This is a genomic window from Pseudomonas sp. AM14(2022) (genome assembly GCF_036346455.1).
GTDB classification, from domain to species: domain Bacteria; phylum Pseudomonadota; class Gammaproteobacteria; order Pseudomonadales; family Pseudomonadaceae; genus Aquipseudomonas; species Aquipseudomonas putida_A.
Map to the genome: position 1 here is coordinate 134,145 of NZ_JAOTNY010000008.1, position 24,919 is coordinate 159,063.

Consider the following 24,919-nt stretch of genomic DNA (forward strand, 5'->3'; position numbering starts at 1 on the left):
TCGGTCGCAGTGCGTGCAAACAACACCACATAACAAATTCAAAAACGGGTGGAACAATGATTCCTTCACAGACTTCCCGCATGGCCCCGGCCATGAGCACTGCCACGGGTGGCATCGGCGACAAGATCCGCGGCGCCATGGCTGTCGGCAAGACCCGTTGGGGCATGCTGGCGCTGGTGTTTTTCGCCACGACCCTGAACTACATCGACCGCGCCGCCCTCGGCGTCATGCAGCCGATCCTCGCCAAGGAAATGAGCTGGACGGCGATGGATTACGCCAACATCAACTTCTGGTTTCAGGTCGGCTACGCGATCGGCTTCGTGCTGCAAGGACGGCTGATCGACCGCGTCGGCGTCAAACGCGTGTTCTTCTGCGCGGTGCTGCTCTGGAGCCTGGCCACCGGCGCCCACGGTCTGGCGACGTCGGCCGTCGGCTTCATGGTCTGCCGGTTCATCCTCGGCCTGACCGAAGCAGCCAACTACCCGGCCTGCGTGAAAACCACGCGCCTGTGGTTCCCCGCCGGTGAACGCGCCGTGGCCACCGGCATCTTCAACGCCGGGACCAACGTCGGCGCCATGTTCACGCCGATGCTGCTGCCGCTGATTCTTCACGTGTGGGGCTGGCAGGCGGCGTTCCTGTGCATGTCGGCACTCGGTGGGATCTGGCTGCTGTTCTGGGGCCTGAAATACTTCAACCCGGAAGATCATCCACGGGTGAAAAAATCCGAACTCGACTACATCCAACAGGAAGTCGAACCGGAACAGGCCCGCGTACCGTTTTCACGCATCCTGCGCATGCGCGGCACCTGGGCGTTCGCCCTCGCCTATTCGCTGACCGCGCCGGTGTTCTGGTTCTACCTGTACTGGCTGCCGCCGTTTCTCAATCAGCAATACAACCTGGGTATCAACGTCACCCAGATGGGCATTCCGCTGATCATCATTTACGTCACCGCTGACTTCGGCAGCGTGGGCGGCGGGATTCTGTCTTCGTTCCTGATCGGTCGCGGCATGAACTCGATCAAGGCGCGGCTGCTGTCGATGTTCCTGTTCGCCTGCTGCATCATCGGCGTGATCATGGCCGCCGGCTCAAGCAATCTGTGGGTCGCCGTCGCGGCAATCTCCCTGGCGATTGGCGCGCATCAGGCCTGGACCGCGAACATCTGGAGCCTGGTGATGGACTACACGCCCAAGCACATGATGAGCACGGTGTTCGGTTTCGGCGGCATGTGCGCAGCGATCGGCGGGATGTTCATGACCCAGATCGTCGGCCACATCCTGACCGTCACCAACAATAACTACACGGTGCTGTTCACCCTGATCCCGGCGATGTACTTCATTGCCCTGACCTGGATGTACTTCATGGCACCGCGCAAGATTCCAGACGTCACCCAGTAACCGGCCTGCCCCCCTGTGGGAGCGTGCTTGCTCGCGAAAGCGTCCAGTCAGTCACTGAAGATGTCGACTGAAACACCGCCTTCGCGAGCAAGCCCGCTCCCACAGGGTTATTTATCTCTCTCATCTGCGGCTCTGCTGCCAAGCCGCCGCCAGGCCGCTGCAGCAGATCACCGCAATCCCGATCACCGTCAACAGACTCGGCGTGTGATTGAACACCACCCACCCCAACAACCCGGCAAACACGATCTGGCAGTAGCCGAACGGCGCCAGCAATGCCGGCGCGGCATGGCGGAACGCCTGGGTCAGAAACAGGTGCGCGGTCATCCCGCAACTGCCCAGCGCCAGCATCAACACGGCGTGCGACAAGGTCGGCACCTGCCAGAAGAACGGCACCAACGCACTCATCACCAGCGTGTTGCACAGACCAGCGAAGAAGTTGCTGGTGGTCGGACTGTCGACCTCACTGAGTTTGCGCGTCAGCAGTTGATAGAAGCAGAAAAACAGCGCCGAGCAGAATGGCAGCAGCACCGCCGGGGTGAACAACTCGCCTCCCGGATGGACGATGATCAGCACCCCGATAAAACCGCAGATCACCGCGATCCACTGCCCGCGCGTCACCCGTTCCTTGAGCAACGGCACCGACAGCGCCGTCACCAGCACCGGCGCGAGAAAGTTGACCGCCGTGGCCTCGGCCAGCGGGATATACAGCAGCGCCGTGGTGAAAAACAGACTGGTGCCGAGCAGGCACAGCGCCCGCGCCAACTGCCATAACGGTCGTTTGGTGCGCAGCACACGCAACCCTGATTGCGGCAGGAAAATTCCCGCCATCAGCAAGGTGTGCACCAGATACCGCGCCCATACCACCATGACGATCGGGTAGAAACCCGAGAGGTATTTCGACAGCGCATCGTGGCTGGAGAACAGGAAAGTCGCCACGACAATCAGCAGGATCCCCTTGAAGGGTTGGTTGACACCGGAGAGCGGGGTGCTGACGGTCATTGGATATCTCTGAAGGAAAAATAAACAGTGGCGAGGACGCTGGCGCCCCGCCACAAAAACTGACTTACAACTGCGCCAACAATTCCCGCGTCCTGTTGAGCGCCATCTGCGCTCGTTGCAATCCGCTGACGCCCTGCTCCAGCAGTTTTACCGTGGGGATCTCCAGGCTCAGTGGAATATTAGCTGGCAGACTGCGCAACAAACCGTGCAGGTCGCAATCGCCCTCGCCGGGAAACCGCCGTTCGTTGCGAGCCTGACGCAAGATCTCGGCCATGTCCGCCGGTCTCGGTCCCGCCACATCACACAATTGCGCATAACGCAGGCGCGCAGGTGCGACGTGGGCCAGATCCTCCAGCCGTGAACCGGAGCGATCGAAATGAAAGGCATCGACCAGCACCGCGGCGTTTTCCCGGTCGGCATTGGCAACGATGCGCAACGCCTGTTCGAGGTTGCGCGCATCGGTCCAGGGCATGAACTCCAGATGCGGATGCAAACCGTAAGGCGCCGCCAGATCACACAGCGCGGCAAAGTTGTCGGTGAGCCGTTGTTCGTCAGGATCATTGCCGGCGACCAGTAATTCACTGGCGCCAAACTCCGCGCCAACGGCCAGCAGCTTGTCGAAATCGGCAACCACGGTTTGCGGTTTCAGACGCAGGATTTCCACATCGAGCACCGCGATGCCAGTGTCGCGCAAACGCCTCAACGTCTGACGCCGCAGATCACCATCGGCCACCAGCGGAAAGTGATATTCCTCCGCCGTCGCCGGTTCCAGGCGCAGGCCGACATGGCTGTAACCGGCACGCGCCGCGACCTCGACCATTTGCGGTGGCGACAATTCGAGCACGGTGAGACTGGCCAGGGACAGGATTCGTTCGTTCATGCTCAAGCCTCGACCGCTGCTGGGCAACAGGCACGGCCGCTGGCCGCCGCCTCGCGAATCGCCTCGACCAGTGCCAATGTTCGCGCGGCATCGGCGGCACTGACCAAGGGTTCGACTTCACGCCGCGCGACCTGCACAAAGTGTTGCAACTGCAAACGCAACGCGTCCCCGGCTGCGCAATGCTCTTGCACCGCGAGCAAAGGCTCGTGCCAACCGGCATCGATTTGATCGGCAGGGTAATGCCAGCGCTTGAGTTGCGGAATGCTCAGCGCCCCGGCGGTGCCCGCCAGCAGATAACACGGCTGATCGACCTGACGCGGATAGACCGGGTTCTCCCCGGAATCCAGCTCCCAACTCCACGGCGCGGCGACCGCATCGGAACCGCTCAGCGTGCCCAATGCACCGTCGGTAAATTGCAGTAACACCGCGACGCTGTCTTCGTTGGCAAAACCACGCACCGCGTTGTCGGTGATGGCCTGCACCGACTGCACTTCACCGCACAGGTGGCGCAGCAGATCGAGGTCATGAATCAGATTGGTCAGCAACAGGCCCGCCCCCGGTTCACGGCGCCACGGAACCTCGAAATATCGGTCGGGTTTGCGTAACTGGAACAGTGCAGTAACCGTGGTCAGCCGCCCGAGCGCGCCGCTGAGCAACAATTGGTGGGCACGCACGATCAACGGATTGTGCCGCCGATGGTGGCCGACCAGCACCGGCACGCCACTGCGTTTGACTGCCGCCACCAGTTCGCGTGCCTCATCCAGATGCACGCCCACCGGTTTCTCCAGCAACACCGGAACCCCGGCGGCGAGGCAATCCAGCGCCGTGCTGACGTGCTGATTATTCGGATTGGCCACGATCACCGCGTCGGGCCGCACCTGCTCCAGCATCTGCCGGTGATCGGCGAAATACGCCACGCCCCACTGCGCCGCCAGCGCTGGAGCCTGCGGGCCGGGATCGGCCACTGCGCACAACCGGGCTTCTTCGAGGGTTTGCAAATGCTGGTAATGCTGCTGGCCCATGTTGCCAGCGCCGATCAGGGCGATACGAAGGGGCGGAGTCAAGGCGCGATCCTCTTGTGATTGTTGTTGGAAATGTCACTCCAGCAACAATTTAGAACCGCGTTCCACAATCAAACACCCAGTGATGGGAAAACCGTGCGAACACCGCACAACTTTGTACTCGCCTCTGAATCTACAGGCGCGGGTCAGATGAACAATTCGGACGCCAGACTCGCCGCCGACAATTCCTCCGTGAACTTCATCAGCAGCGGCGCCAATTCGTGCAGTCGCGCGCCGGGCATCCGTGCGCTCGGCCCGGCAATGCTCAGTACGCCGATCACTCGCCCGTCAACCGGATGCTTGACCACCGCGGCAATCGCCGAGGTGCCCAACGCCGAACTTTCCTCGACACAGGCATAACCCTGTTCCCGCGCCAGGCGCAGGCGCTCCAGCAGTTCGATATTGGAGCGCGGCGCATTCGGCCCGACGCCCACCGGTACTTCCGCGCCCTGGCGCTCAACCATCGATAACGCTTCGGCATCGCTCATGCAGGCCAACCACGCGTGCCCGGAAGCGGTGTAGAACAGCGGCGCATCGCGACCCATGTCCGGGTCATAACGCAAGCCCGTGCGTGCGCCCTGTGCCTTGGCGATCCAGGTCTGGCGCTCGCCATCGATCACCCCCAGACGCACCAGTTCGCCGGTTTCCTGAGCCAGTCGATCCAGCACTGGTTGCACGATGTCGGCACCGCTGCTCGACAGGTACTGAAACCCCATCGCCACCAGTTTGGTCGACAGGTGATAGCGCAAAGTCTCGGCATTCTGTCGCACGTAGCCCAGGCGAATCAGCTCCGCGAGCATCCGGTGCGTGGCACTTTTCGGGATGTCCAGTTGCTCGGCCAGGGTCTGCATCGGCAGCCCGCGCGGCTCACTGGTGAGGCTTTCCAGCACGCTGAAAACCCGTTCGATCTGACTGCCGGCCATGGGAAGGTCCAAGTGAAATTTTGCCGATTCTAGAAGACATCCGAGACAAAGCGAAATCCGGAACTGGCCGTGCGATAACCGCCCACTTTACTGAACCATGCCTTGTTGCAGCTGCGCATAATTAGTTAATTTCTGGAACCTAATTCCAATAAACCCAGCTGCGGAGCTTTGCCTGATGCCTGCCGAACTTCCCGAAATCGACTGCGACGTTGTGGTCGTCGGCTCCGGTGCCGCCGGTTTATCCACAGCGGTCACTGCCGCATGGCACGGTCTGAAGGTCATCGTGGTTGAAAAAGATCCGGTGTTCGGCGGTGCCACCGCGTGGTCCGGCGGCTGGGCATGGGTGCCGTGCAATCCGCTGGCCCGACGCGCCGGCATCGTCGAAGACGTCGAGCAGCCGCGCACTTACCTGCGCCACGAACTCGGCGAGCATTACGACCCGGCAATGGTCGACGCTTTCCTCACTGCCGGGCCGCACATGGTGGCGTTTTTCGAACAGCACACTGCTCTGCAATTTGCCGACGGCAACGCTATTGCCGACATTCATGGCGATACGCCCGGCGCGGGCACGGGCGGTCGCTCGGTCATCGCCGCGCCTTACGATGGACGAACAGTCGGACGCCTGCTCAGGCGCCTGCGTACAACAATGCGCGAAACGTCCTTCATGGGCATGCCGATCATGGCCGGCGCCGACCTTTCGGCGTTCCTCAATCTCACCCGTTCGCTGAAAGCCGCGTGGCATGTAACCCGTCGTTTTACCCGACACTTGCTCGATCTGGCGGTACACGGCCGGGCCATGCAATTGGTCAACGGGGTGGCATTGGTCGCAAGGCTGGCGAAGTCCGCCGAGGACCTTGGCGTTTTGTTATGGGAGTCGGCACCCGTGACCGAGCTGCTGCGTGATGAAGCAGGGGTTTGCGGCGCAGTGGTCAGCAGCGCCAAAGGCCCGATCCGCATTCATGCACGTAAAGCCGTGGTGCTGGCCGCTGGCGGATTCGCCAACGACGTCGAACGGCGCAAGGCCTTGTTTCCGCGCACGCCCACGGGTCATGAACACTGGGCACTGCCGCCGCTGGCGGTGAATGGCGATGGCCTGCGTCTGGGCGAAAGCGTCGGTGCCACGGTCAATACCGAGCTGGCGTCGCCCGTGGCCTGGGCGCCGGTCTCGCAAGTGCCGCATGCTGACGGCAGCATCGGCCATTTCCCACACATCATCGAACGCGGTAAACCGGGAATCATCGGCGTACTGCGCAACGGCCAGCGCTTCGTCAACGAGGCCAACGGTTACTACGACTACGTCAGCGCCATGGTTGCCGCCACGCCTGAAGGCGAAGAAGTCGCCTCGTGGCTGATCTGCAGCCGTGCCTTTCAACGGCGTTATGGCTTGGGCATGTCGCGGCCATTTCCCGTTCCGGTGTCAGGATTTATCCGCAGCGGCTATCTGAAAACCGGCAACACACTTGAAGAATTGGCCAGCGCCTGCGGCATCGACCCCAGCGGGTTGCGCCAGACGGTGGAGAACTACAACCGCCATGCACGCCACGGCGAGGACCCGTCGTTCGGTCGCGGCGCAACGCCCTATAACCGCAAACAGGGCGATCCGGCGAACCTTCCCAACCCTTGCGTTGCCCCAATAGAGGCCGGCCCTTTTTATGCCGTGAAAGTGCAACCGGGCTGCTTCGGCACCTTTGCCGGGCTCAAGGTCAACCCGCAGGCGCAAGTGCTCGATTCCCATGCCCAGCCCATCGCCGGGCTCTACGCCGCCGGTGGCGACATGGCCAGCATCATGGGCGGGCACTATCCGGCAGGCGGGATCAACCTCGGCCCGGCGCTGACGTTCGGCTACATCGCCGCCCGGCATATCGCCGGCATCACTGCTTTCGAACAGGAGATCGACCATGCAGCACATCGTTAACGCCCAGGGTTTGAACATGCCGAAACTCGGCCTCGGCACCTGGCCGATGCTCGGCGACGAATGCACCCGTGCCGTCGAGCAGGCCCTGGAACTCGGCTACCGGCACATCGACACGGCAGCGGCCTACAACAACGAAGACGCGGTCGGACAAGCATTGGCGAATACACCGACACCCCGCGAGCAGATTCATGTCACCACCAAGGTCTGGTGGGACCAGTTGCAACCGGACGCCATGCGCCACTCGATGGAACGAAGCCTCAAGGCTTTGCGCAGCGGGTACGTCGACCTGTTCATGATCCACTGGCCGAGCACTGACTGGGACTTGCCGCGCACGCTTGAAACCCTCGCATCCTTCAAGGAGCAAGGTCTGGCTCGCAACATCGGCGTGGCGAATTTTCCGCTGCCGCTGCTGCGCACAGTCGTCGAGGAACACGGCATCCCTCTGTCAGCGATCCAGGTCGAGTACCACGTCCTGCTCGGTCAGAACGCCCTGCTCGACTATGCCTGCCAACACGACCTGGCGCTGACCGCGTACACACCGCTGGCGCGCAACAAGGTCTCGGAGATTCCACAGATTCAGCAGATTGCCGAAAAACACGGCGTGCTGCCGACTCAGGTGGCGTTGAAATGGCTGCTGGATCAGAACAACGTGGCAGCGATTCCCAAAGCCAGCAGCCGGGCCAATCAACTGGCGAACCTGGCTTCGCTGCAGTTTGAACTGGACGCTGAAGACCGCGCGCTGATCGCCGCCCTGCCGAAGAATCAGCGTCAAGTCAGCCCGGATTTCGCCCCGGTGTGGGACGCCTTCGATCGCTGACGCACAGCGCGCCGAGAGAAATCCGCCAACGGATTGAATTAGTCGCCCACACGCTCGTCAATAACAGGCCCGCCCTCGTCACCCGAGGCCGGGCCTGTTTGCGTGTACGCCAATAGACGGACGACCGGACTGGCGCCACACTCCCACACCAGCAACACTCATCACCACGAACAGAAAAGAGGATTCCCACATGCTATGGAAAAAAGGCCGACGCAGTGACAACGTCGTCGATGCCCGTGGCGATGATAGCGGCGGCGGTGGTGGCATGCGGTTCGGTGGCGGCAAAGGCCTGAGCCTGGGGGCGATCCTGCTGATCGTCGGCATCGGCTGGATCACCGGACAGGATCCGTTGCAGATCCTCGGCCAGCTCACTGGGCAAATGACCGAGCAATCGGCACCGGCCTCGACGCAAACCCGCCAGGCGCCACCGGCCAACGACCAGCAAGCCGAATTCGTGCGTTCGATCCTTGGTGATACCGAAGACACCTGGGGCGCCATCTTCCAGCAGGCCGGGCGCCAATATAAGGATCCGACCCTGGTGCTGTTCAGCAACCGGGTGAATTCCGCTTGCGGGCTGGCGACTTCGGCGACCGGCCCGTTCTACTGCCCGGCGGATCAGAAAGTCTATCTGGACATGGCCTTCTTCCAGGAAATGGCCCAGCGCTTCAAGGCCGCCGGCGACTTCGCCCAGGCTTACGTGATCGCGCACGAAGTCGGCCACCATGTGCAGACGCTGCTCGGCGTCTCGGCAAAAATTCAGGCGGCCCGTCAGCAGGGTCGGCAGATGCAGGGCGACGGCGGTTTGCTGGTACGTCAGGAGTTGCAGGCCGACTGTCTGGCCGGCGTCTGGGCCTACCATGCGCAGAAGCGCCTGAACTGGCTGGAACCGGGTGACGTCGAAGAGGCCTTGAATGCGGCCAACGCCATCGGTGATGATCGCCTGCAACAACAGGGTCAGGGTCGTGTGGTGCCGGACTCGTTTACCCATGGCACGTCGGCGCAAAGGGTGCGCTGGTTCAAAACCGGTTTCGCTCAGGGCCAGGTCGGCCAGTGCGATACCTTCGCGGCGAAAAACCTGTAAATGCGCAAATGGCTTCTGGCTTTACTGATCATCGGCGGCAACGCGCACGCGGCAGGCGTCGATGCCATCAGTCCCGGGCGCCTGCAATTCGAGGCCGGCGAAATGGCCGTCGGCATCAGCCCGGCACCGGAAAAAATCGAGCGGGTGTTGATCGTCATTCACGGACGGCTGCGCAATGCCGAGACCTACCGCAAGAGTGCCGAACGCGCCACCGAACTGGCCGGGCAAACGGCGCACACGCTGGTGATCGCGCCGCAGTTTCTCAACGAAAGCGACGTCGCCCTGTACTCCCTGCCCAACACATTGCTGCGCTGGAAAGGCAACGAGTGGATGGGCGGCGGGTTATCCACAGGGCCGAAGCCGCTGAGTTCCTACGCCGCACTCGATGCCATCGTCGCCCGGGTCAGCGACCGCAAGCAGTTTCCGGACGTGAAGCAGATCGTGATTTTCGGCCATTCCGGTGGCGGACAAGTGGTGCAGCGCTATGCCCTGCTGGCCAAAGAGCAACCGGCGCTGAAGGCCAATGGCATTCGCCTGCGCTATGTGGTGGCCAATCCGTCGTCGTACGCGTATTTCAACGAACAGCGGCCGGTAGCGTTCGATCACGCACAGTGCCCGGGTTTCAATCGCTGGAAGTACGGGTTGACCGACATGCCGGTGTACGCCGGTGGGCAAACACCGTTGCAGCTTGAGAGCAGCTACATCAAACGCGAAGTGATTTACCTGCTGGGGCAGCAGGACATAGACCCGCAACATCCGGCGCTGGACAAGAGTTGCGCCGCCGAGGCACAAGGCGCGTATCGGCTGGAACGCGGCAAGCTGTTTTTCGGCTACCTGCTGCGCCGGCATCCGGAAGGGGTCAATCAGCGGCTGGTTGAAGTGCCCGGGGTCGGGCATAACGGCGATGGGATGTTGACGTCGCCGGAGGGGCTGAAAGCGCTGTTTGATCAGTAATTCTTGCGGTGGCCGTTCTGGCCTCTTCGCGAGCAAGCCCGCTCCCACATTTGGAATGCATTCCCCTGTGGGAGCGGGCTTGCTCGCGAAGGCAATCTGACAGGCACCGAAGATCTCAGGCCAAAAGCATCCGCCGCAACTCGACACAATCCTGCGCATGCCAGTCCGTCAGCTCCGGCCACGGGTTGTCCGGCAGATTCACCAGCACCGTCCGTGCCCCGGCCGCCCGACCGCAATCCAGATCAAAGCGGTAATCCCCGACCATCACCATCTCGCGGGCCGGCACCTTCCAGGCCTCGGCCAGTTTCAGCAACCCGCCGGGATGCGGCTTCGGTGGCGCTTCATCGCGGCCCAGCACATCTTCCACGGCGAAGCAGTCGGCCAGGCCGATGGCGTCGAGCGTCACATGCGCCAGCTCCCGTGCGTTGCGCGTCAGGATGCCTAGCCGATAGCCGCGCCCGTGCAGGTCGCGCACCAGCTCCACCGCACCGGCCGCCGGTTTCGAGCCCAGCGCCAGATCGCGCTCATGCTCCAGCAACCACGCGTGTTTCGCTGCGGCCTCCTCGGCCGGCAGCGCTGCAAGGTGGGTGAGAATGTCGTCCTCGGGCGGAATCGCCAGCGCCACGCGGATCGCCGCAAAGTCATGCACGGCGATGGTCAGGGTGCCGTCCATGTCGAACACCCAGTGCTTCACATCGCTCAGGCTCATGCCCAGTCCTTGCGGTGACGAATCAGGCCTTCCTGGGTCACCGATGCCACCAGTTGCCCGGCGCGGTTGTACACGCTGCCACGGGAGAATCCCCGGGAATTGCCGGCCCACGGGCTGTCCATCGCGTAGAGCAACCAGTCATCGGCGCGCAGATCGTTGTGGAACCACAGCGCGTGATCGAGGCTGGCGACCTGCATGTCTTTCTGCCAGACCGACTTGCCGTGCGGCAGCATCGAGGTGGTCAGCAGACCGAAGTCCGAGGCGTAGGCCAGCAGGTACTTGTGCAGCGCCGGAATATCCGCCAGCGCACCGTCGGCACGGAACCACACATACTTCACCGGATCGGCCGGCTGCGGGTTGTACGGATCCTTTTCGGTGACCGGGCGCACTTCGATCGGTTTCGGGCACAGCAGTTTTTCGCGCATGTGCTCGGGGATCAGGTGCGCGCGTTGCTGGGTCAGTTCCAGCTCCGACGGCAGGTTTTCCGGGCCGACCACCACCGGCATCTGGCTCTGATGCTCGAAGCCAGCCTCGTCGTACTGGAACGACGCGCTGCAGGTGAAGATCGGGTGGCCCTTCTGGATCGCAGTGACCCGTCGGGTGCTGAAGCTGCCGCCGTCACGCACGCGATCCACCGAATACACCACCGGCAACTTGGCGTCGCCCGGGCGCAAAAAATAGCCGTGCATCGAATGCACATGACGCGCCTCTTCAACCGTCTGACTGGCCGCCGACAGCGACTGACCGAGCACCTGGCCACCGAACAACTGACGGAAACCCAAGTCCTGGCTGCGACCACGGAACAGGTTTTCCTCGATCGGCTCCAGGGTCAGCAGGTCGACCAGATCTTCCAACACTTGGCTCATTCAGACTCTCCTCACACAACGCTATGCCGCGCAGTCTTGGCTGCGGCGGCCCATTCAGGTTCTGGCGCGAGCCACTGTCGCGCCATTGTAAACGTCCGTGTCGGCTTAGCCATGCAGGGTTTGCAGCCATTGCTCCCTGGTAATTCGGTACAACAGATGCCGCCGCAACGGGTGATCGACGGCAAGTTTGGGGTGATCGAAATCATCGGCCGGATCGTGCTGCATGCCAATCGCCTGCATGACTTTCTCCGACGGCAGATTGCTCTGGGCGGTGAAAGACACGATTTCCTTCAGCCCCAGCCGATCAAAACCTGCGCGCAATGCCGTCCACGCCGCCTCACTGGCATAGCCCAGCCCCCAATGCTCGCGGGCCAGACGCCAGCCGATTTCCACCGCCGGGGTGAACGGCGCATCGAAACCGACCACACCCAGGCCAGTGAAACCGATGAACTCACCGCTGTCCTTGCGCTCCAGCGCCCACAGACCGAAACCGTGCTCGGCAAAATGCCCGCGCACCCGGCCGATCATCGACGCACTTTCGAGACGGCTGAGCGGGGCCGGAAAGTAACGCATCACCTGAGGATCGGCACACATCGCCGCAAATGCCGGCAAATCCTCGTCGCGCCACTGACGCATCAGCAGGCGTGCGCTTTCGAGTTGCTGAATCGGCTCCATCATGCCCCTCCATTTCCATGCCGCCAGTCTACATCGCTGGTAGGATCGTTCACTCTTTCCATCGTTCCTACATGAAGTTGCCATGCCCCTGCCGCTGATCTACCACGAAGACTACAGCCCCGAGTTTCCGGCGGATCACCGCTTTCCAATGGATAAATTCCGCTTGCTGCGCGACCACCTGGTCGACAGCGGCCTGACCCGCGACGCCGACCTGCTGCGTCCCGAGATCTGCCCCAACGACATCCTCGCCCTGGCGCATGACCGTCGCTATATCGAACGCTACATGAGCGGCGAGTTGTCTCGCGAAGACCAGCGGCGCCTTGGCCTGCCGTGGAACGAAGCCTTGGCGCGGCGCACGGTGCGGGCGGTCGGCGGCTCGATACTCGCTGCGGAAAAAGCCCTCGAGCACGGTCTGGCCTGTCACCTCGCCGGCGGCACCCATCACGCTCACTATGACTACCCGGCCGGGTTCTGCATCTTCAACGACCTGGCAATCATCAGCCATTACCTGCTGCAAAGCGGTCGGGTGAACCGGGTGCTGATCTTCGATTGCGACGTGCATCAGGGCGACGGCACCGCGCGGATCCTGCATGACACCCCAGAGGCCATTACCGTTTCCCTGCACTGCGAGAAGAATTTTCCTGCACGCAAGGCCGAAAGCGACTGGGACATTCCGCTGCCCAACGGCATGGGCGATGCCGATTATCTGAAAGTGGTGGATGACACGCTCAACTACCTGCTGCCGCTGTATCAACCGGACCTGGTGCTGTACGACGCAGGGGTCGATGTGCACAAGGACGACGCCCTCGGTTATCTGCAACTGACAGACGAAGGCGTCGCCGCCCGCGATGAAAGCGTGATGCGCCATTGCCTGGGCCGCGACATCCCGGTAGTCGGCGTGATCGGCGGCGGCTACAGCAAGGATCGCCACGCCCTCGCCCGCCGCCACGGCATCCTGCATCACAGCGCGCAACGGGTCTGGACGTCACACGGATGTCACTAAGCTGTGCTGCGTTACCCACAATCGCTGTGGAACGGCCTGTGGATAACCTGAGCGAAAGGGACTACAGGCCATATCGAACATGGCGTACAGCGCGATGGTTATTTTTTGACCAGTCATCTAATCCACATGATCTCCCTGTAGGAGCGAGCCTGCTCGCGAAGACTTCGGCACATTCGACTTAGAAGGTGACTGACCCACCGCTTTCGCGAGCAGGCTCGCTCCCACAGGGATCTCCCACATTGGTCTGCGCTGTTAGAATGCGCGCCTTATCCCGCCATACCGCAGCGCACGCCATGACCCAGAACTCCGCCCCCCACCCCGCTCACGTCGCCATCATCGGCGGTGGCCCCGCCGGCCTGATGGCCGCCGAAGTGCTGAGCCAGGCCGGCGTGCGCGTCGATCTGTACGACGGCATGCCCTCGGTGGGGCGCAAGTTCCTGCTGGCCGGGGTCGGCGGCATGAACATTACTCACTCCGAGCCTTACCCGGCATTCCTCGCGCGCTACGCCGAACGCGCGCCGCAGATCGCGCCGTTACTGCGCGGTTTCGACGCCGACGCGTTGTGCCGCTGGATTCATGAACTGGGCATCGAAACCTTTATCGGCAGCTCCGGCCGGGTGTTCCCCACCGACATGAAAGCCGCGCCGCTGCTGCGCGCCTGGCTCAAACGCCTGCGCGACAGCGGCGTGGTTATCCACACCCGCCATCGCTGGCTCGGCTGGGATGAACACGGCGCACTGCGCATCAGCAGCCCCGACGGCGAAATCACCGTCAAACCCGATGCCACCCTGCTCGCCCTCGGCGGCGGCAGTTGGTCGCGCCTGGGTTCGGATGGCGCGTGGATGCTGCCCCTGGAGCAAAAAGGCGTAGGACTGGCGCCGTTGCAGCCGAGCAATTGCGGATTCGAGGTGCAGGCCTGGAGCGAATTGCTTGTCAGCAAATTCGCCGGTGCACCGCTGAAAAATGTCGCCATCGGTTTGAACGACGATATCCCGCGCTTGGGCGAATGCGTGATCACCGCGACCGGGGTTGAAGGCAGCCTGATCTATGCGCTGTCGGCACCAATTCGTGAGGCGATCAATACGCAGGGTTCAGCCACGGTGCACATCGATCTGTTGCCCGGCCGACCTGTGGATAAATTGCAGGCAGCGTTGAGCAAGCCACGCGGTTCACGCTCGATGGCCAAGCATCTGCACAGTCAGGTCGGAATTGATGGGGTGAAAGCGGCGTTGTTGCGTGAATTGACTGACGCGGCAACCTTCGCTGATCCGGCGTTGTTGGCGCGGGCGATCAAGGCGTTGCCGCTGACCTTGGTGAAAACCCGTCCGCTTGACGAAGCGATCAGCAGTGCCGGTGGCGTGACGTTCGAAGCGCTGGATCAGCGTTTGATGCTCAAGGCGTTGCCGGGGGTGTTCTGTGCGGGCGAGATGCTGGATTGGGAAGCGCCGACAGGCGGCTATCTGCTGACCGGGTGCTTTGCCAGTGGCCGGGCGGTGGGATTGGGAATGTTGGAGTGGTTGCAGAGTAAGGGCTGAAGACCGAGGTGCGTCCTTCGCGAGCAGGCTCGCTCCCACACTGATCTCCAGTAACAAGGAGATCCCTTGTGGGAGCGAGCCTGCTCGCGAAGGCGTCCTTACAGACGCCTCATCAGATCAAGGCTTGCGCTTACGCGGCCCGGTATTGAACACCGGCACTTTACGCACAGGCTTGATCGACGGCTCCGGTGCCTGGGTGTCGCCACTGTCGACCCACTTGCCCAGATTGCGTTTGCCGCCACCGCCGCCGGACGTCTTCGGCTTTTTCGGTTTCTTCGGCTTCTTGATCACCTGACCGCTGGCATCGGTATCCGGCACGCGGTGCTCGGGTTCGAAGTCCGGCTCGTTCTGGCGCTTCAGGGTCTGGCGGGTGAGCATCTCGATTGCCGAGAGCATGTTTACTTCATCCGCGCACACCAGCGAGATCGCCTCGCCCGTCGCGCCCGCACGGCCAGTACGACCGATGCGGTGGATGTAATCCTCGGCGACGATCGGCAGGTCGAAGTTGACCACCAGCGGCAAATCTTCGATATCCAGACCACGGGCAGCGACGTCGGTCGCCACCAGAATCTGCACTTCACTGAGTTTGAAACGATCCAGCGCACGCTGACGGGTCGCCTGCGGTTTGTCGCCATGGATGCCGTCGGCGTTGATGCCCAGGCCCTGGAGTTTTTCCACCAGCGCATCGACGCCATTGCGGGTCTTGGCGAACACCAGCACCTGCTTCCACTTGTTCTTGCGCATCAGGTGCACGAACAGTTCCGGCTTGCGCTTCTTGTCCACCGTCACTACCCACTGCTTGACGGTGTTGGCCGCCACGTTGCGCGGGCTGACTTCGATACTCAGCGGATCGTTGAGCATCTGCCCGGCCAGCAGGCGGATGTCATCGGAGAAGGTCGCGGAGAACAGTAGCGTCTGGCGCTTCTTCGGCAACATGCGGTAAATGTTCGCCAGTTCTTCGGAGAAGCCCAGGTCGAGCATGCGGTCGGCTTCGTCGAGTACCAGAGTTTGCAACTGATCGAGTTTCAACGCGTTCTGGCGGAACAGGTCGATCAGGCGACCCGGCGTGGCGACCAGCACATCAACGCCGCCGCGCAGCTTCATCATCTGCGGGTTGATGCTGACGCCGCCGTACACCGCATACGTACGCAATGGCAGGTTTTCAGCGTATTGGCGCACCGACTCATGAACCTGCTCCGCCAGCTCGCGGGTCGGCACCAGAATCAGTGCACGCGCCGAATTGGCGGCCACTTTCGGCCCTTCCATGGCCAGCAACTGCAGCAGCGGCAAGGCGAAACCGGCGGTCTTGCCGGTGCCGGTCTGGGCCGCGGCCATCAGGTCGCGACCGGCCAGCACGGCCGGAATGGCTTGCGCCTGGACCGGCGTTGGAGTCTGGTAGCCGAGCTTCTCGAGGGAGCGCAGCAAGGGTTCGATCAGGCCAAGAGAGGCGAAAGTCATGGGAGTACCGTAGGAAAATTCAGCGCAATTGTGCGACACGAGTGTGCAATGGCGCGCAGTTTACCCTAATTCACACGCTGTTCTGCTGGAACGGCGGTCTTCGGCGTCTCCACGACGAGCGGCTGCGCCGGCCGCCGCCACTGCGGCAGACCGATCAGCACCACGGCACTGATGATCACCAGCATCGCCAGCGCTTCTTCCATGCCGATGGTCTCGCCGACAAACACGATCCCCAGCAACACCGCCACCGCCGGGTTGACGTAGGCATAACTGGTGGCCGCCGCCGGACGCACGTGTTTGAGCAGGTACATGTAGGAATTGAAGGCGATGATCGACCCGAAGAAGATCAGATAACCCAAGGCCAGCCAGCCTTCCATCGGCGGCAAGGCTTGCAGATGTTCGCCGCTCACTGCGCTGCCGATCAACAGCACCACGCCACCCACCAGCATCTCCACGGCACTGGCCATCGCCCCTTGCGGCAGCGGCAGGTGTTTGCTCCACACCGAGCCGAACGCCCAGGTCGCCGCTGCAAAAATCAGCAACGCCGCGCCCAGCGGACTCGATTGCAGGTTGGAACCCATGTTGAGCATGGCAATGCCGACGATCCCCAACGCCACCCCGGCCCATTCGAGGCGGGTATTACGCGCGCCCCAGAAATACCCGAAGAGCAACGTGAACAACGGCACCGTCGCCACCGCCAGTGCTGCCACGCCTGACGCCACGCCAGTGTGCTCGGCGACACTGACCGCGCCGTTACCGAAGCTGAGCAGCAGAATCCCGATGATCCCCGCCGCTTTCCACTGCGCCCAGGTCGGTGCAGGCGCCCCGCGCCAGCGCAGGAAGGCGTACATCAGGCTGCCGGCAATCACGAAGCGCACCCCGCCGAGCATCAGCGGCGGCCAGTATTCGACGCCGAGGCGGATCACCAGATAGGTTGATCCCCAAATCACGTACAGCGCAAAAAACGCGGCGATCAGCGGCAGAGAAAAACGGCGCAAGGCAGGCATGGGCAGCTCGACAGTCAGAGGCAGGGTGTGAATTATTCTAGAAAGGCCCGCGAGCAAAAATAAGCTACAAAACCTGTTTATGGCGCCGGTACACTTTTGAAACAACGGAGATCGACGGAATAAACCGCGATTTCGAAAGTCTGGCAATTTCAGGAGTCCGGCCTTGGACAAATACGACCGCATGCTGCTCAGCGCCCTGTTGGAAAACGGTCGCGCGTCCTATGCCGATCTGGCGCGCAAGGTGAACCTGTCCGCCCCGGCAGTGGCCGAGCGCGTGGCCAAGCTTGAAGCCGCCGGAGTGATCACCGGGTATCAGGCGAACATCGACCTGTCGAAAATCGGTTTGCCGATCCAGTGCATGATCGAATTGCGCCTGCACCAGAACGGCAGCCAGAAGGTCTACGACGAACTGGTGAAAATCCCGCAGCTGACCGAGTGCTTTCGGGTGACGGGCGATCCGTGCGTGATGATGAAGGGTGCAGTGGCGTCGATGACGGAGCTGGAAGAATTGATCAATCGCGTGGCGAAGTTCGGCTTCAGCAAGACCTCGATTGTGCTGTCGAGCGCGATCGAGAAGCGGGTGCCGTTGAGCCATATAGAAGGCAACGGTAAGTAATCAGGAACTCAGAAGATCCAAATGTGGGAGCGGGCTTGCTCGCGAAGAGGGAGTGTCAGACAACCTTTTGCCGAATGACACACCGCTTTCGCGAGCAAGCCCGCTCCCACAGGGGATTTTGGGTGACTTCGAGATCAGCGATAGCGCTGCAGGTGTTCGCTGACTTTGGCCGCCGGGACTTTCTGCAGTTTGCACAGCAGGTCATGGTTCAGCTCACGCACCCCATGCTTGTGCCGCAATTCTTCCGCCAGATGCGCCATCAGGTTGGCCGCCATCTCGGCATCCGCCATCGCCCTGTGCGCCTGGCCGGTGTGTGGCAGGCGGGCGAACGTGGTGAGGGTGCCGAGCTTGTGGTTCGGCGCCGCCGGCATCAGGCGTCGGGCAAGCAGCAACGAACAGGCGAAGTTCTGCAATCGAGTGCGTTTGATCCGCCCAAGCTCGAAGTCCCAGAACTTCTGGTCGAACGAGGCGTTGTGCGCCACCAGCGGGGTGCAGCCGACGAATTCGTTGACCTCTTCCATCACCCGCTCGGCCGGCGGCGCGCTGCGCAGCATGGCGTTGCTGATGCCGGTCAGTTGTTCGATGAACGCAGGAACGCGCACGCCGGCGTTCATCAGGCTCTGGTAACGCTCGACGATACGGCCGTTTTCCAGCATGACCACGGCGATTTCCGTGGCGCGGCAGCTGCTGTTCGGCGACAGGCCGGTGGTTTCAAAGTCGATGACTGCAATGCGTTCCAAACCGGGTTCAACTCCGTTCAAATCAATTCTTGAGCAACGCTCAGTTTTTCAACAGCAGTGCGCCTTCAATCGGCACATAACGGCTGGCGGCGCGGATCAGCGAGTTGGCGGTCAGACCCGGCACGCCATAGGCCACTGCCTGTACGCCGTGCTTGCTGATGATGCGTTCGAGCAGCATGTCGAAGTCGCCGTCACCGGAGGCCAGGACGATTTCGTCGACGTGGTCGGCGGCGTCCATGATGTCGAGGGTGATGCCCACGTCCCAGTCGCCCTTGGCCGAGCCGTCGCTGCGCTGGATGTAGGGTTTGAGCTTCACGGTGAAACCGAGGTTGCGCAGGATCTGCTGGAACTGCTGCTGCTTGCTGTCGCCGCGATCGATGGCGTAAGCGTAGGCCTCGACGATCTGCCCGTGCTTGCTCACGTCCGCCCACAGCGCGGCATAGTTGAAATGGCAACCATAGGCCTGACGCACGGTGTAGTAGAGGTTCTGCACATCGGCGAACACTGCGATTTTTTTCACCGGGATTCCTGTGAGCGCATAGCGCACGAAGCGGGATCAGGCGCCGGGCCCGAAAAAGGCGCTCAGTATGCCAGTAAAAAGCAGTGTGGCGAGGGAGCTTGTCGAATCGTCGCACCGTCCCGCTGGGTTGCGCAGCGACCCTGTCTTTTAAAAGAAGGGCCTGCTGCGCAGTCCAGCGGGAGCAAGCTCCCTCGCCACAGAAACGGTGTTGCCTGGTGCCTGACCGTTAGTCAGACGAACGAATCGTCGTCATCGAAGAACGACGAGTTGTCATCGCTGTAATCAGTATCAGTGAATCCGCCCTGGTCATTGCCAGAGAAACCGTTATCGGCCACACGCTGGTCATTGCCCCAGTCGTTGCCGCTCTGGTCAGCCACCTGCGCCGGCTCTTCCTTAATCACTTCAACGATTTCTTCGGGCTGCTGGTTGTGATGGAACAGGCTGCTGATGCCCTGCGCCAGCATCACGCCACCGGCCACGCCAGCTGCAGTTTTCAGAGCGCCGCCGAGGAAGCTGCTGCCCGCAGCCGGAGCTGCTTGCTGCGCGTAGTTGGGCGGTGGCGCGGCATAGTTCTGTTGTGGCGCTGGCGCAGCGTAGTTCTGCTGCGGTGCCGGCTCACGCCAGCCGCCGGTAGAAGCCGGAGCGCTCTGGGTCGGCGCTGGACGCGAGCTGCCGCCGCCGAAGATGCTCGACAGGAAACCACCGCCGCCGCTTGGCGCCGGGGCCGCGCTCTGCGACTTGGCCGCTTGCAGTTCAGCCTGCAATTGCTGGACTTGCCGGGTCAGCTGCTTGTTCTGTTCGTCGAGGCTCTTGATGGCCGCCTCTTGCACCAGAATCGCCTGGGTCATGAAATAACCTGCCGCCGGCTGGCGGGTCAGGTGTTCCTTGATCCGCGCCTCGGCCTGGGCGTCGCGCGGGGCTGCCTCCGTTTCGGCCTGTTGCAGCCGGGAAAACAGTCCATCGATCAGGGTTTGCTCTTCGCTGTTCATGGCGACCTCGTAGATTGCCGGGGATAACGTTGCCCGTGTCCACGGTGGACATGGCGCACCTCTGTAATGGAGGCAGTGACAGGATGTTTCAACGACCTTTACCGAATGTTTACGTTTGTGTCCGCCCGCCCATCATCGGTTAAAGTGAGCCACTGTTTTCGACCTGCGATACCGACTGATGAATGCCTTCGATGTACTGCGCGACTCTCTGTATTTTTTCAAACGCCACCTGGTCAGCATCGTGCAGCTGTGCCTGCCGCTGGTGATCTTCGAGGCGGCGCTGCAACAAGTGGTGGATCACGTCACCGACCCGGACAGTTTCTCCGCCGCCAGCGTGGTCGTCGGTCTGCTGGTGTATCCGCTGTACACCGCCGCGCTGATCCTGTTCCTCGACGCACGCACCCGTGGCGAAGCTCCGCGCAATCTCGATCTGCTGGCGATGTCCGCGCGCCTGTGGCCGCGTTTCGCCTTGCTCACCGCGCTCAATACCTTGCTGATTCTGCTGGGGTTGTCGCTGTATTTCCTGCCGGGGCTGATGCTGATGGTCATGCTCGCATTCGCTGAATACCTGCTGGTGTTGCGCGGTATGGGGCCGTTGCAGGCGATGAAGGAAAGTCTGCGCCTGACCCGTGGGCATTTCTGGCGGATCCTGCTGTGCATTCTGTGTGTGATGGGGCCGTTGTGGCTGCTCAAGGGTGCAACGCTGGCGGCATACCCCGACCCGCAGAATCCGCTGATCGCGGTACTGATCGACAGTGCGCACAGTTTCCTGCAACTGTTCACCAGTGTGGTGCTGTTCCGCCTGTTCATGTTGATCAGCGAATTGCCTGACAAACGTACCGGAGCGGTCTGACTTCGCGACCCTTGGGCCAAGGCTCTGCGGTCAGGTATGCTCGGAGCCACTTTTGTAACGCGATAAGCCGAGCCATGCCCCGTCTGCTGCGCTACACCCTGTTGCTGATTGTGCTCGCCGTCGCCCTGATCGGCGGGCTGCTCTACAGCCTGACCTGGCGCCCCGGCGCACGGGAGACCCTGCCCGTTACCTGCACCGGTACGCCGCCGACCCTGGTGCCCGGGCAAGCGCTGAAAGTCATGACCTGGAACGTGCAGTATCTGGCTGGCAAGCGCTACGTGTTCTGGAACGATCTCGCCCAAGGCGCCGATGAAGCACCATCCCCGGAGGACATGGCCTTCAGTCTCGACGAAGTGGCGCGGGTGATTCGCGACGAGCAGCCCGACGTGGTGCTGCTGCAGGAGCTGGATGACGGCGCCAAGGCCAGCGATTACCAGAATCAGCTCAAGCTGCTGCAGGAACGGGTCACCGATCTCTACCCGTGCAGCGCCCATGCCTTCGACTGGAAAGCCGAGTTCGTCCCCGACCCGCACATCTTCGGCAGCGTTGGCCGGCAACTGGTGACCCTGAGCCGTTACCGCATCGAACACGCCGAACGCCTGCAATTGCCGGTGCCCCCGGCGAATTTCATCTCCCGCCAGTTCCAACCCAAAGACGCCCTGCTCGCCACCAAGCTGCCGCTGAGCGACGGCGGACAACTGACGGTATTCAACACCCATCTGGATCGCGCCCGCCAACCGGACGAGACTTTGCAGGCGCAAGTGACGGCGGTGGCCAAAGTGCTCGACAAGTACGAAAGCCAGGGCCTGCCATGGCTGATCGGCGGCGACTTCAATCTGTTGCCGCTGGGCCAGTATCAGCGTCTGCCCGCCGAGCAGCGCACGCCCTACGCGATCGACAGCGCCCTGCATCTGTTGTGGGACAAGTACCCGATGATCCCGACCAACAACGAAGCCAGCGGCATCGACCGCGCCCACTGGCTGACCCACTACCCCAACGACCCCGGCCTGAATGGCCCGGATCGCACGGTCGACTATCTGTTCTACAGCCCGAAGATCAAACGGGTCGAGGCGAGGGTGCGTCAGGACGATACGTTGCGCATTTCCGATCACTTGCCGGTGATTGCGCGGTTCCTGCTGCCCGCCGCCCCGTAGCCAGTTAACACGATATCCCACTGTGGGAGCGGGCTTTCTCGTGAAAGCGCCGTGTCAGTTGATGGATCCGTGCCTGGCGCACCGCCTTCGCGAGCAAGCCCGCTCCCACAATAGATTGATGTCGTACCGTGATTGGTTGGCAGGCTGCGATGTTTTGCTCTTCAGGTGCCGCGCGGCTTGGCCCGCGCGGTCGCCTCGGCCACCAACGGATCATCCGGCCAATAATGCTTCGGATAGCGCCCCTTGAGATCCTTCTTCACCTCGGCATAGGTGCTGCGCCAGAAGTTGGCCAGATCCTGCGTCACCTGCACCGGCCGCCGTGCCGGGGACAACAGGTGCAGCTTGACCACTTGCCGGCCGCCGGCAATTCGCGGCGTCTCGGCGAGGCCGAACAACTCCTGCAGACGCACCGCGAGAATCGGCGGAGACTCGCTGTAATCCAGACGAATCGATGACCCCGACGGCACGCTGATGTGATGCGGCGCCAGCTCATCAAGCCTCTGCGGCAACGGCCACGGCAGCAGATTGCGGACGATGCTCGACAGGTCCAGATTGGCGAAATGGCTGAGCCGCGAGACCTTGCCCAGGTAAGGCATTAACCAATGCTCGAGGGTTTTCAGCAACGTTACATCGCTGACATCCGGCCACTGACTGTCATCCTGCGTGGCCAGATCCAATTGCCGCAACAGGGCAACCCGCGCCTGCCACTGCCGTAGCTCCGGCGTCCACGGCAACAACTCCAGCCCCTTGCGCCGCACCAGATTGACCAGCGCCTGACTGCGCGCCGCTTCGTCGAGACCGGTCAACGGCTCGCGGCTGAGGATCAGTTCGCCAACCTTGCGCTGACGCTCGGCGCGCAGCACGCCTTCGCGCTCGTCCCAGTCCAGTTGATCGACGTTATGCACCTGCTCGGCGAGTACAGAATCGAACAGCGCCGGATCGAAATCCGCCGCCAGGTAAATCCGTTCTTCACGCTGGCCCTGACGACTGCCGAGATCAGCAATCACAATCCACGGCTCCTTCATCAGGCTGTCGGCTTCGGCGAACAGTGCTGCGCGCCCATTGGCCAGACGATATTCGGCGCCACCGGCACGCCGCTGTTGGGCAACCCGATCCGGGTAAGCCAGCGCCAGCAACGCACCGAGCCAGCGCGGGTGATCAGGATCGCTGACCGGCGCGCTGGCCTTGCCGCGCAGGTAACCGCGATATTGCCGCGCCAGTTGCCGCGCACGCTGCACGCCGCCCTGAGCACCGCGTGCCGCGCGTTCTTCGCCGGAGAGCAGCACCAGCCGGCTGTGCAAATCCGCTCCGGCACCGCGCAGGATATCGCGCTCGCCGAGCAGTGCCGCGACGTCACACGCCATGTTCGCCAGCCCCAGCGCCTGACCGCGCAGCAACAGATGGGCGATGCGCGGATGCGCCGGCAACTCGGCCATGGCCTGACCGTGGGACGTCAGCGCCTCGCCTTCGACCGCGCCCAAGCGCTGCAACAAATCCTGCGCCTGGGCATAAGCCGCTGCCGGCGGCACATCGAGCCAGACCAGCTCGCCCGGGGTCACGCCCCAGCGTCCAAGTTGCAGCGCCAGACTCGCCAGATCCGCCGACAGTATTTCCGCACTGCCGTAAGCGGCGAGCTGCTCGTGCTGATCCTGCGACCACAGGCGATAACAAACGCCCGGCTCCAGACGTCCGGCCCGGCCCGCACGCTGGGTGGCGCTGGCCCTGGAAATACGCTGAGTATCGAGGCGGGTCATGCCGCTGCCTGGGTCGAAACGCGGCACCCGCGCCAGCCCGGCGTCGATCACCACGCGCACGCCGTTGATGGTCAGGCTGGTCTCGGCGATGTTGGTCGCCAGCACCACTTTTCGTTGGCCGGCCGGCGCCGGGTCGATGGCAGCGCGTTGGGCATTCAGGTCCAGTTCGCCGTGCAATGGGCAGAGCAATACGTCTTTACGCTCGCCGATGGCATCGCTCAGTTGCTGATGCACCTGACGGATTTCCGCCTGCCCCGGCAAGAACACCAGCAGGCTGCCGGTTTCATCGTGCAACGCTTCGAGGACGGTCTGGGTCACGCGCTGGTCGATGTATTCGCCGGGCTGGAACGGCCGGCCCCAGCGCATCGTCACCGGGTACATGCGCCCTTCGCTGCGCAGGATCGGCGCGTCATCCAGCAACCCGGCCAGACGCTCGCCTTCCAGCGTGGCGGACATCAGCAGAATCTTCAGCGGCTGTTCAGCGCGGAACAGTTCACGACCGTTCAAACTCAGGGCCAAGGCCAGATCGGCATCAAGACTGCGTTCGTGAAATTCGTCGAAGATCAGCAGACCGACGCCTTCCAGCGCCGGATCATCCTGCAGACGCCGGGTGAGAATCCCCTCGGTGACCACTTCGATACGGGTATCGGGGCCGACCTTGCTGTCGAGGCGGATGCGATAACCGACGGTTTCACCGACCTTCTCACCCAGTTCGCTGGCCAACCGTTCGGCAGCGGCTCGCGCGGCGAGACGCCGTGGTTCGAGCATCAGAATGGTCTGCCCGGCCAGCCACGCTTCATCGAGCAAGGCCAAAGGCACGCGGGTGGTTTTACCGGCGCCGGGCGGTGCTTCGAGCACGGCTTCGTGGCGTGTCGCCAAGGCTTCACGCAGGGCGGGTAAAACTTCATCGATCGGCAAAGAAATCATGCTGGCTCCCAAACAGAGCGGCGAGTATAACGGCGAACTGCCAAGCGTTCGTCAGGGTCTTAACTTCACAAGACGAAGCTTCGTTAATA

At 62.4% G+C, this 24,919-nt stretch carries 23 protein-coding genes; 10 read left to right on the forward strand and 13 right to left on the reverse strand.

Annotation, left to right across the window (positions count from 1 at the left end; genetic code table 11):
- The first annotated feature begins 56 nt into the window (after positions 1-56).
- Entirely contained in the window at positions 57-1,394 is a 1,338-nt protein-coding gene (locus V3W27_RS17380; RefSeq protein ID WP_330207141.1) for an MFS transporter, read from the forward strand.
- Between the two features lie 120 nt (positions 1,395-1,514).
- On the opposite strand, the gene V3W27_RS17385 is transcribed toward V3W27_RS17380, so the two are convergent.
- The 4 genes from V3W27_RS17385 to V3W27_RS17400 all read right to left on the reverse strand — a co-directional run bounded on the left by V3W27_RS17385 (position 1,515) and on the right by V3W27_RS17400 (position 5,257).
- Positions 1,515-2,393: a DMT family transporter gene (locus V3W27_RS17385; RefSeq protein WP_007963736.1), complete on the reverse strand. Its 879-nt coding sequence runs from the start codon at positions 2,391-2,393 to the stop codon at positions 1,515-1,517.
- A gap of 64 nt (positions 2,394-2,457) precedes the next feature.
- Positions 2,458-3,273: a sugar phosphate isomerase/epimerase family protein gene (locus V3W27_RS17390; protein WP_330207142.1), complete on the reverse strand. Its 816-nt coding sequence runs from the start codon at positions 3,271-3,273 to the stop codon at positions 2,458-2,460.
- Between the two features lie 2 nt (positions 3,274-3,275).
- Entirely contained in the window at positions 3,276-4,337 is a 1,062-nt protein-coding gene (locus tag V3W27_RS17395; protein ID WP_330207143.1) for a Gfo/Idh/MocA family protein, read from the reverse strand.
- Positions 4,338-4,480: 143 nt separating this feature from the next.
- On the reverse strand, positions 4,481-5,257 hold the full coding sequence (locus V3W27_RS17400; RefSeq protein ID WP_330207144.1) for an IclR family transcriptional regulator: 777 nt from the start codon (positions 5,255-5,257) through the stop codon (positions 4,481-4,483).
- 175 nt (positions 5,258-5,432) lie between these two features.
- Here V3W27_RS17400 and V3W27_RS17405 point away from each other — a divergent pair, with 175 nt between their 5' ends.
- The 4 genes from V3W27_RS17405 to V3W27_RS17420 all read left to right on the forward strand — a co-directional run bounded on the left by V3W27_RS17405 (position 5,433) and on the right by V3W27_RS17420 (position 10,024).
- The gene (locus tag V3W27_RS17405) at positions 5,433-7,172 is read left to right on the forward strand and encodes an FAD-dependent oxidoreductase (protein WP_330207145.1); all 1,740 of its coding nucleotides are present in this window, start codon (positions 5,433-5,435) and stop codon (positions 7,170-7,172) included.
- Positions 7,156-7,989, forward strand: a complete 834-nt coding sequence (locus V3W27_RS17410) for an aldo/keto reductase (RefSeq protein ID WP_330207146.1) — start codon at positions 7,156-7,158, stop codon at positions 7,987-7,989. The genes V3W27_RS17405 and V3W27_RS17410 overlap by 17 nt, the downstream gene beginning before the upstream one ends.
- A 190-nt stretch (positions 7,990-8,179) precedes the next feature.
- Positions 8,180-9,070 carry a KPN_02809 family neutral zinc metallopeptidase gene (gene ypfJ, locus V3W27_RS17415; RefSeq protein WP_330207147.1) on the forward strand — a complete coding sequence of 297 codons (891 nt, stop codon included), beginning with the start codon at positions 8,180-8,182 and terminating at the stop codon, positions 9,068-9,070.
- A complete protein-coding gene (locus V3W27_RS17420; RefSeq protein ID WP_330207148.1) occupies positions 9,071-10,024 on the forward strand; it encodes an alpha/beta fold hydrolase in 954 nt (317 codons plus the stop codon).
- A 115-nt stretch (positions 10,025-10,139) separates the two neighbouring features.
- Here the strand turns inward: V3W27_RS17420 and V3W27_RS17425 are convergent, their stop codons facing one another.
- The 3 genes from V3W27_RS17425 to V3W27_RS17435 form a co-directional block, all read right to left on the reverse strand.
- The gene (locus V3W27_RS17425; protein ID WP_027612865.1) at positions 10,140-10,733 is read right to left on the reverse strand and encodes an HAD family hydrolase; all 594 of its coding nucleotides are present in this window, start codon (positions 10,731-10,733) and stop codon (positions 10,140-10,142) included.
- A complete protein-coding gene (gene tesB / locus V3W27_RS17430) occupies positions 10,730-11,599 on the reverse strand; it encodes an acyl-CoA thioesterase II (RefSeq protein WP_003228466.1) in 870 nt (289 codons plus the stop codon). The genes V3W27_RS17425 and tesB overlap by 4 nt, the downstream gene beginning before the upstream one ends.
- 105 nt (positions 11,600-11,704) lie before the next feature.
- Positions 11,705-12,274, reverse strand: a complete 570-nt coding sequence (locus tag V3W27_RS17435; protein ID WP_103367265.1) for a GNAT family N-acetyltransferase — start codon at positions 12,272-12,274, stop codon at positions 11,705-11,707.
- An 82-nt stretch (positions 12,275-12,356) separates the two neighbouring features.
- On the opposite strand from V3W27_RS17435, the gene V3W27_RS17440 reads away from it, so the two are divergent.
- Positions 12,357-13,277 (forward strand): histone deacetylase family protein, encoded by a 921-nt coding sequence (locus V3W27_RS17440; protein WP_202370570.1) that lies wholly within the window; start codon positions 12,357-12,359, stop codon positions 13,275-13,277.
- A 293-nt stretch (positions 13,278-13,570) separates the two neighbouring features.
- Entirely contained in the window at positions 13,571-14,812 is a 1,242-nt protein-coding gene (locus V3W27_RS17445; protein WP_096795262.1) for a TIGR03862 family flavoprotein, read from the forward strand.
- A gap of 117 nt (positions 14,813-14,929) precedes the next feature.
- Here V3W27_RS17445 and V3W27_RS17450 read toward each other — a convergent pair whose 3' ends face one another.
- Both V3W27_RS17450 and yedA read right to left on the reverse strand, forming a co-directional pair.
- A complete protein-coding gene (locus V3W27_RS17450) occupies positions 14,930-16,270 on the reverse strand; it encodes a DEAD/DEAH box helicase (RefSeq protein ID WP_097089306.1) in 1,341 nt (446 codons plus the stop codon).
- Positions 16,271-16,335: 65 nt separating this feature from the next.
- A complete protein-coding gene (yedA, locus tag V3W27_RS17455) occupies positions 16,336-17,277 on the reverse strand; it encodes a drug/metabolite exporter YedA (RefSeq protein WP_103367261.1) in 942 nt (313 codons plus the stop codon).
- A gap of 163 nt (positions 17,278-17,440) precedes the next feature.
- Between yedA and V3W27_RS17460 the strand changes: the two genes are divergently transcribed.
- Complete coding sequence (locus V3W27_RS17460; protein WP_027612871.1) at positions 17,441-17,893, forward strand: Lrp/AsnC family transcriptional regulator; 453 nt, start codon at positions 17,441-17,443, stop codon at positions 17,891-17,893.
- A 134-nt stretch (positions 17,894-18,027) separates the two neighbouring features.
- Here the strand turns inward: V3W27_RS17460 and V3W27_RS17465 are convergent, their stop codons facing one another.
- The 3 genes from V3W27_RS17465 to V3W27_RS17475 all read right to left on the reverse strand — a co-directional run bounded on the left by V3W27_RS17465 (position 18,028) and on the right by V3W27_RS17475 (position 20,142).
- Complete coding sequence (locus V3W27_RS17465) at positions 18,028-18,633, reverse strand: 3'-5' exonuclease (protein ID WP_098965754.1); 606 nt, start codon at positions 18,631-18,633, stop codon at positions 18,028-18,030.
- A gap of 40 nt (positions 18,634-18,673) precedes the next feature.
- Positions 18,674-19,153: an NYN domain-containing protein gene (locus V3W27_RS17470; RefSeq protein ID WP_041065128.1), complete on the reverse strand. Its 480-nt coding sequence runs from the start codon at positions 19,151-19,153 to the stop codon at positions 18,674-18,676.
- Positions 19,154-19,383: 230 nt separating this feature from the next.
- On the reverse strand, positions 19,384-20,142 hold the full coding sequence (locus V3W27_RS17475; RefSeq protein WP_096795265.1) for a DUF2076 domain-containing protein: 759 nt from the start codon (positions 20,140-20,142) through the stop codon (positions 19,384-19,386).
- Positions 20,143-20,320: 178 nt separating this feature from the next.
- Here V3W27_RS17475 and V3W27_RS17480 point away from each other — a divergent pair, with 178 nt between their 5' ends.
- Together V3W27_RS17480 and V3W27_RS17485 are read left to right on the forward strand one after the other, a co-directional pair.
- Entirely contained in the window at positions 20,321-20,995 is a 675-nt protein-coding gene (locus V3W27_RS17480) for a YciC family protein (RefSeq protein WP_330207149.1), read from the forward strand.
- 74 nt (positions 20,996-21,069) lie between these two features.
- Positions 21,070-22,149, forward strand: coding sequence for an endonuclease/exonuclease/phosphatase family protein (locus tag V3W27_RS17485; RefSeq protein WP_285373969.1), 1,080 nt, complete (start codon positions 21,070-21,072; stop codon positions 22,147-22,149).
- Between the two features lie 161 nt (positions 22,150-22,310).
- Here the strand turns inward: V3W27_RS17485 and hrpB are convergent, their stop codons facing one another.
- Positions 22,311-24,830, reverse strand: a complete 2,520-nt coding sequence (gene hrpB, locus V3W27_RS17490; protein ID WP_330207150.1) for an ATP-dependent helicase HrpB — start codon at positions 24,828-24,830, stop codon at positions 22,311-22,313.
- Positions 24,831-24,919: the final 89 nt, after the last annotated feature.

Excerpts from the sequence above, each read along its gene's own strand:
- V3W27_RS17385 (WP_007963736.1), bottom strand. The coding sequence starts at position 2,393 with ATGACCGTCAGCACCCCGCTCTCCGGTGTCAACCAACCCTTCAAGGGG.
- V3W27_RS17450 (WP_097089306.1), bottom strand. The coding sequence starts at position 16,270 with ATGACTTTCGCCTCTCTTGGCCTGATCGAACCCTTGCTGCGCTCCCTC.
- V3W27_RS17480 (WP_330207149.1), top strand. The coding sequence starts at position 20,321 with ATGAATGCCTTCGATGTACTGCGCGACTCTCTGTATTTTTTCAAACGC.
- V3W27_RS17410 (WP_330207146.1), top strand. The coding sequence starts at position 7,156 with ATGCAGCACATCGTTAACGCCCAGGGTTTGAACATGCCGAAACTCGGC.
- V3W27_RS17420 (WP_330207148.1), top strand. The coding sequence starts at position 9,071 with ATGCGCAAATGGCTTCTGGCTTTACTGATCATCGGCGGCAACGCGCAC.
- hrpB (WP_330207150.1), bottom strand. The coding sequence starts at position 24,830 with ATGATTTCTTTGCCGATCGATGAAGTTTTACCCGCCCTGCGTGAAGCC.
- V3W27_RS17390 (WP_330207142.1), bottom strand. The coding sequence starts at position 3,273 with ATGAACGAACGAATCCTGTCCCTGGCCAGTCTCACCGTGCTCGAATTG.
- V3W27_RS17425 (WP_027612865.1), bottom strand. The coding sequence starts at position 10,733 with ATGAGCCTGAGCGATGTGAAGCACTGGGTGTTCGACATGGACGGCACC.
- V3W27_RS17405 (WP_330207145.1), top strand. The coding sequence starts at position 5,433 with ATGCCTGCCGAACTTCCCGAAATCGACTGCGACGTTGTGGTCGTCGGC.
- V3W27_RS17380 (WP_330207141.1), top strand. The coding sequence starts at position 57 with ATGATTCCTTCACAGACTTCCCGCATGGCCCCGGCCATGAGCACTGCC.
- V3W27_RS17485 (WP_285373969.1), top strand. The coding sequence starts at position 21,070 with ATGCCCCGTCTGCTGCGCTACACCCTGTTGCTGATTGTGCTCGCCGTC.
- V3W27_RS17400 (WP_330207144.1), bottom strand. The coding sequence starts at position 5,257 with ATGGCCGGCAGTCAGATCGAACGGGTTTTCAGCGTGCTGGAAAGCCTC.
- tesB (WP_003228466.1), bottom strand. The coding sequence starts at position 11,599 with ATGAGCCAAGTGTTGGAAGATCTGGTCGACCTGCTGACCCTGGAGCCG.
- V3W27_RS17440 (WP_202370570.1), top strand. The coding sequence starts at position 12,357 with ATGCCCCTGCCGCTGATCTACCACGAAGACTACAGCCCCGAGTTTCCG.
- yedA (WP_103367261.1), bottom strand. The coding sequence starts at position 17,277 with ATGCCTGCCTTGCGCCGTTTTTCTCTGCCGCTGATCGCCGCGTTTTTT.
- V3W27_RS17475 (WP_096795265.1), bottom strand. The coding sequence starts at position 20,142 with ATGAACAGCGAAGAGCAAACCCTGATCGATGGACTGTTTTCCCGGCTG.
- V3W27_RS17435 (WP_103367265.1), bottom strand. The coding sequence starts at position 12,274 with ATGGAGCCGATTCAGCAACTCGAAAGCGCACGCCTGCTGATGCGTCAG.
- ypfJ (WP_330207147.1), top strand. The coding sequence starts at position 8,180 with ATGCTATGGAAAAAAGGCCGACGCAGTGACAACGTCGTCGATGCCCGT.
- V3W27_RS17445 (WP_096795262.1), top strand. The coding sequence starts at position 13,571 with ATGACCCAGAACTCCGCCCCCCACCCCGCTCACGTCGCCATCATCGGC.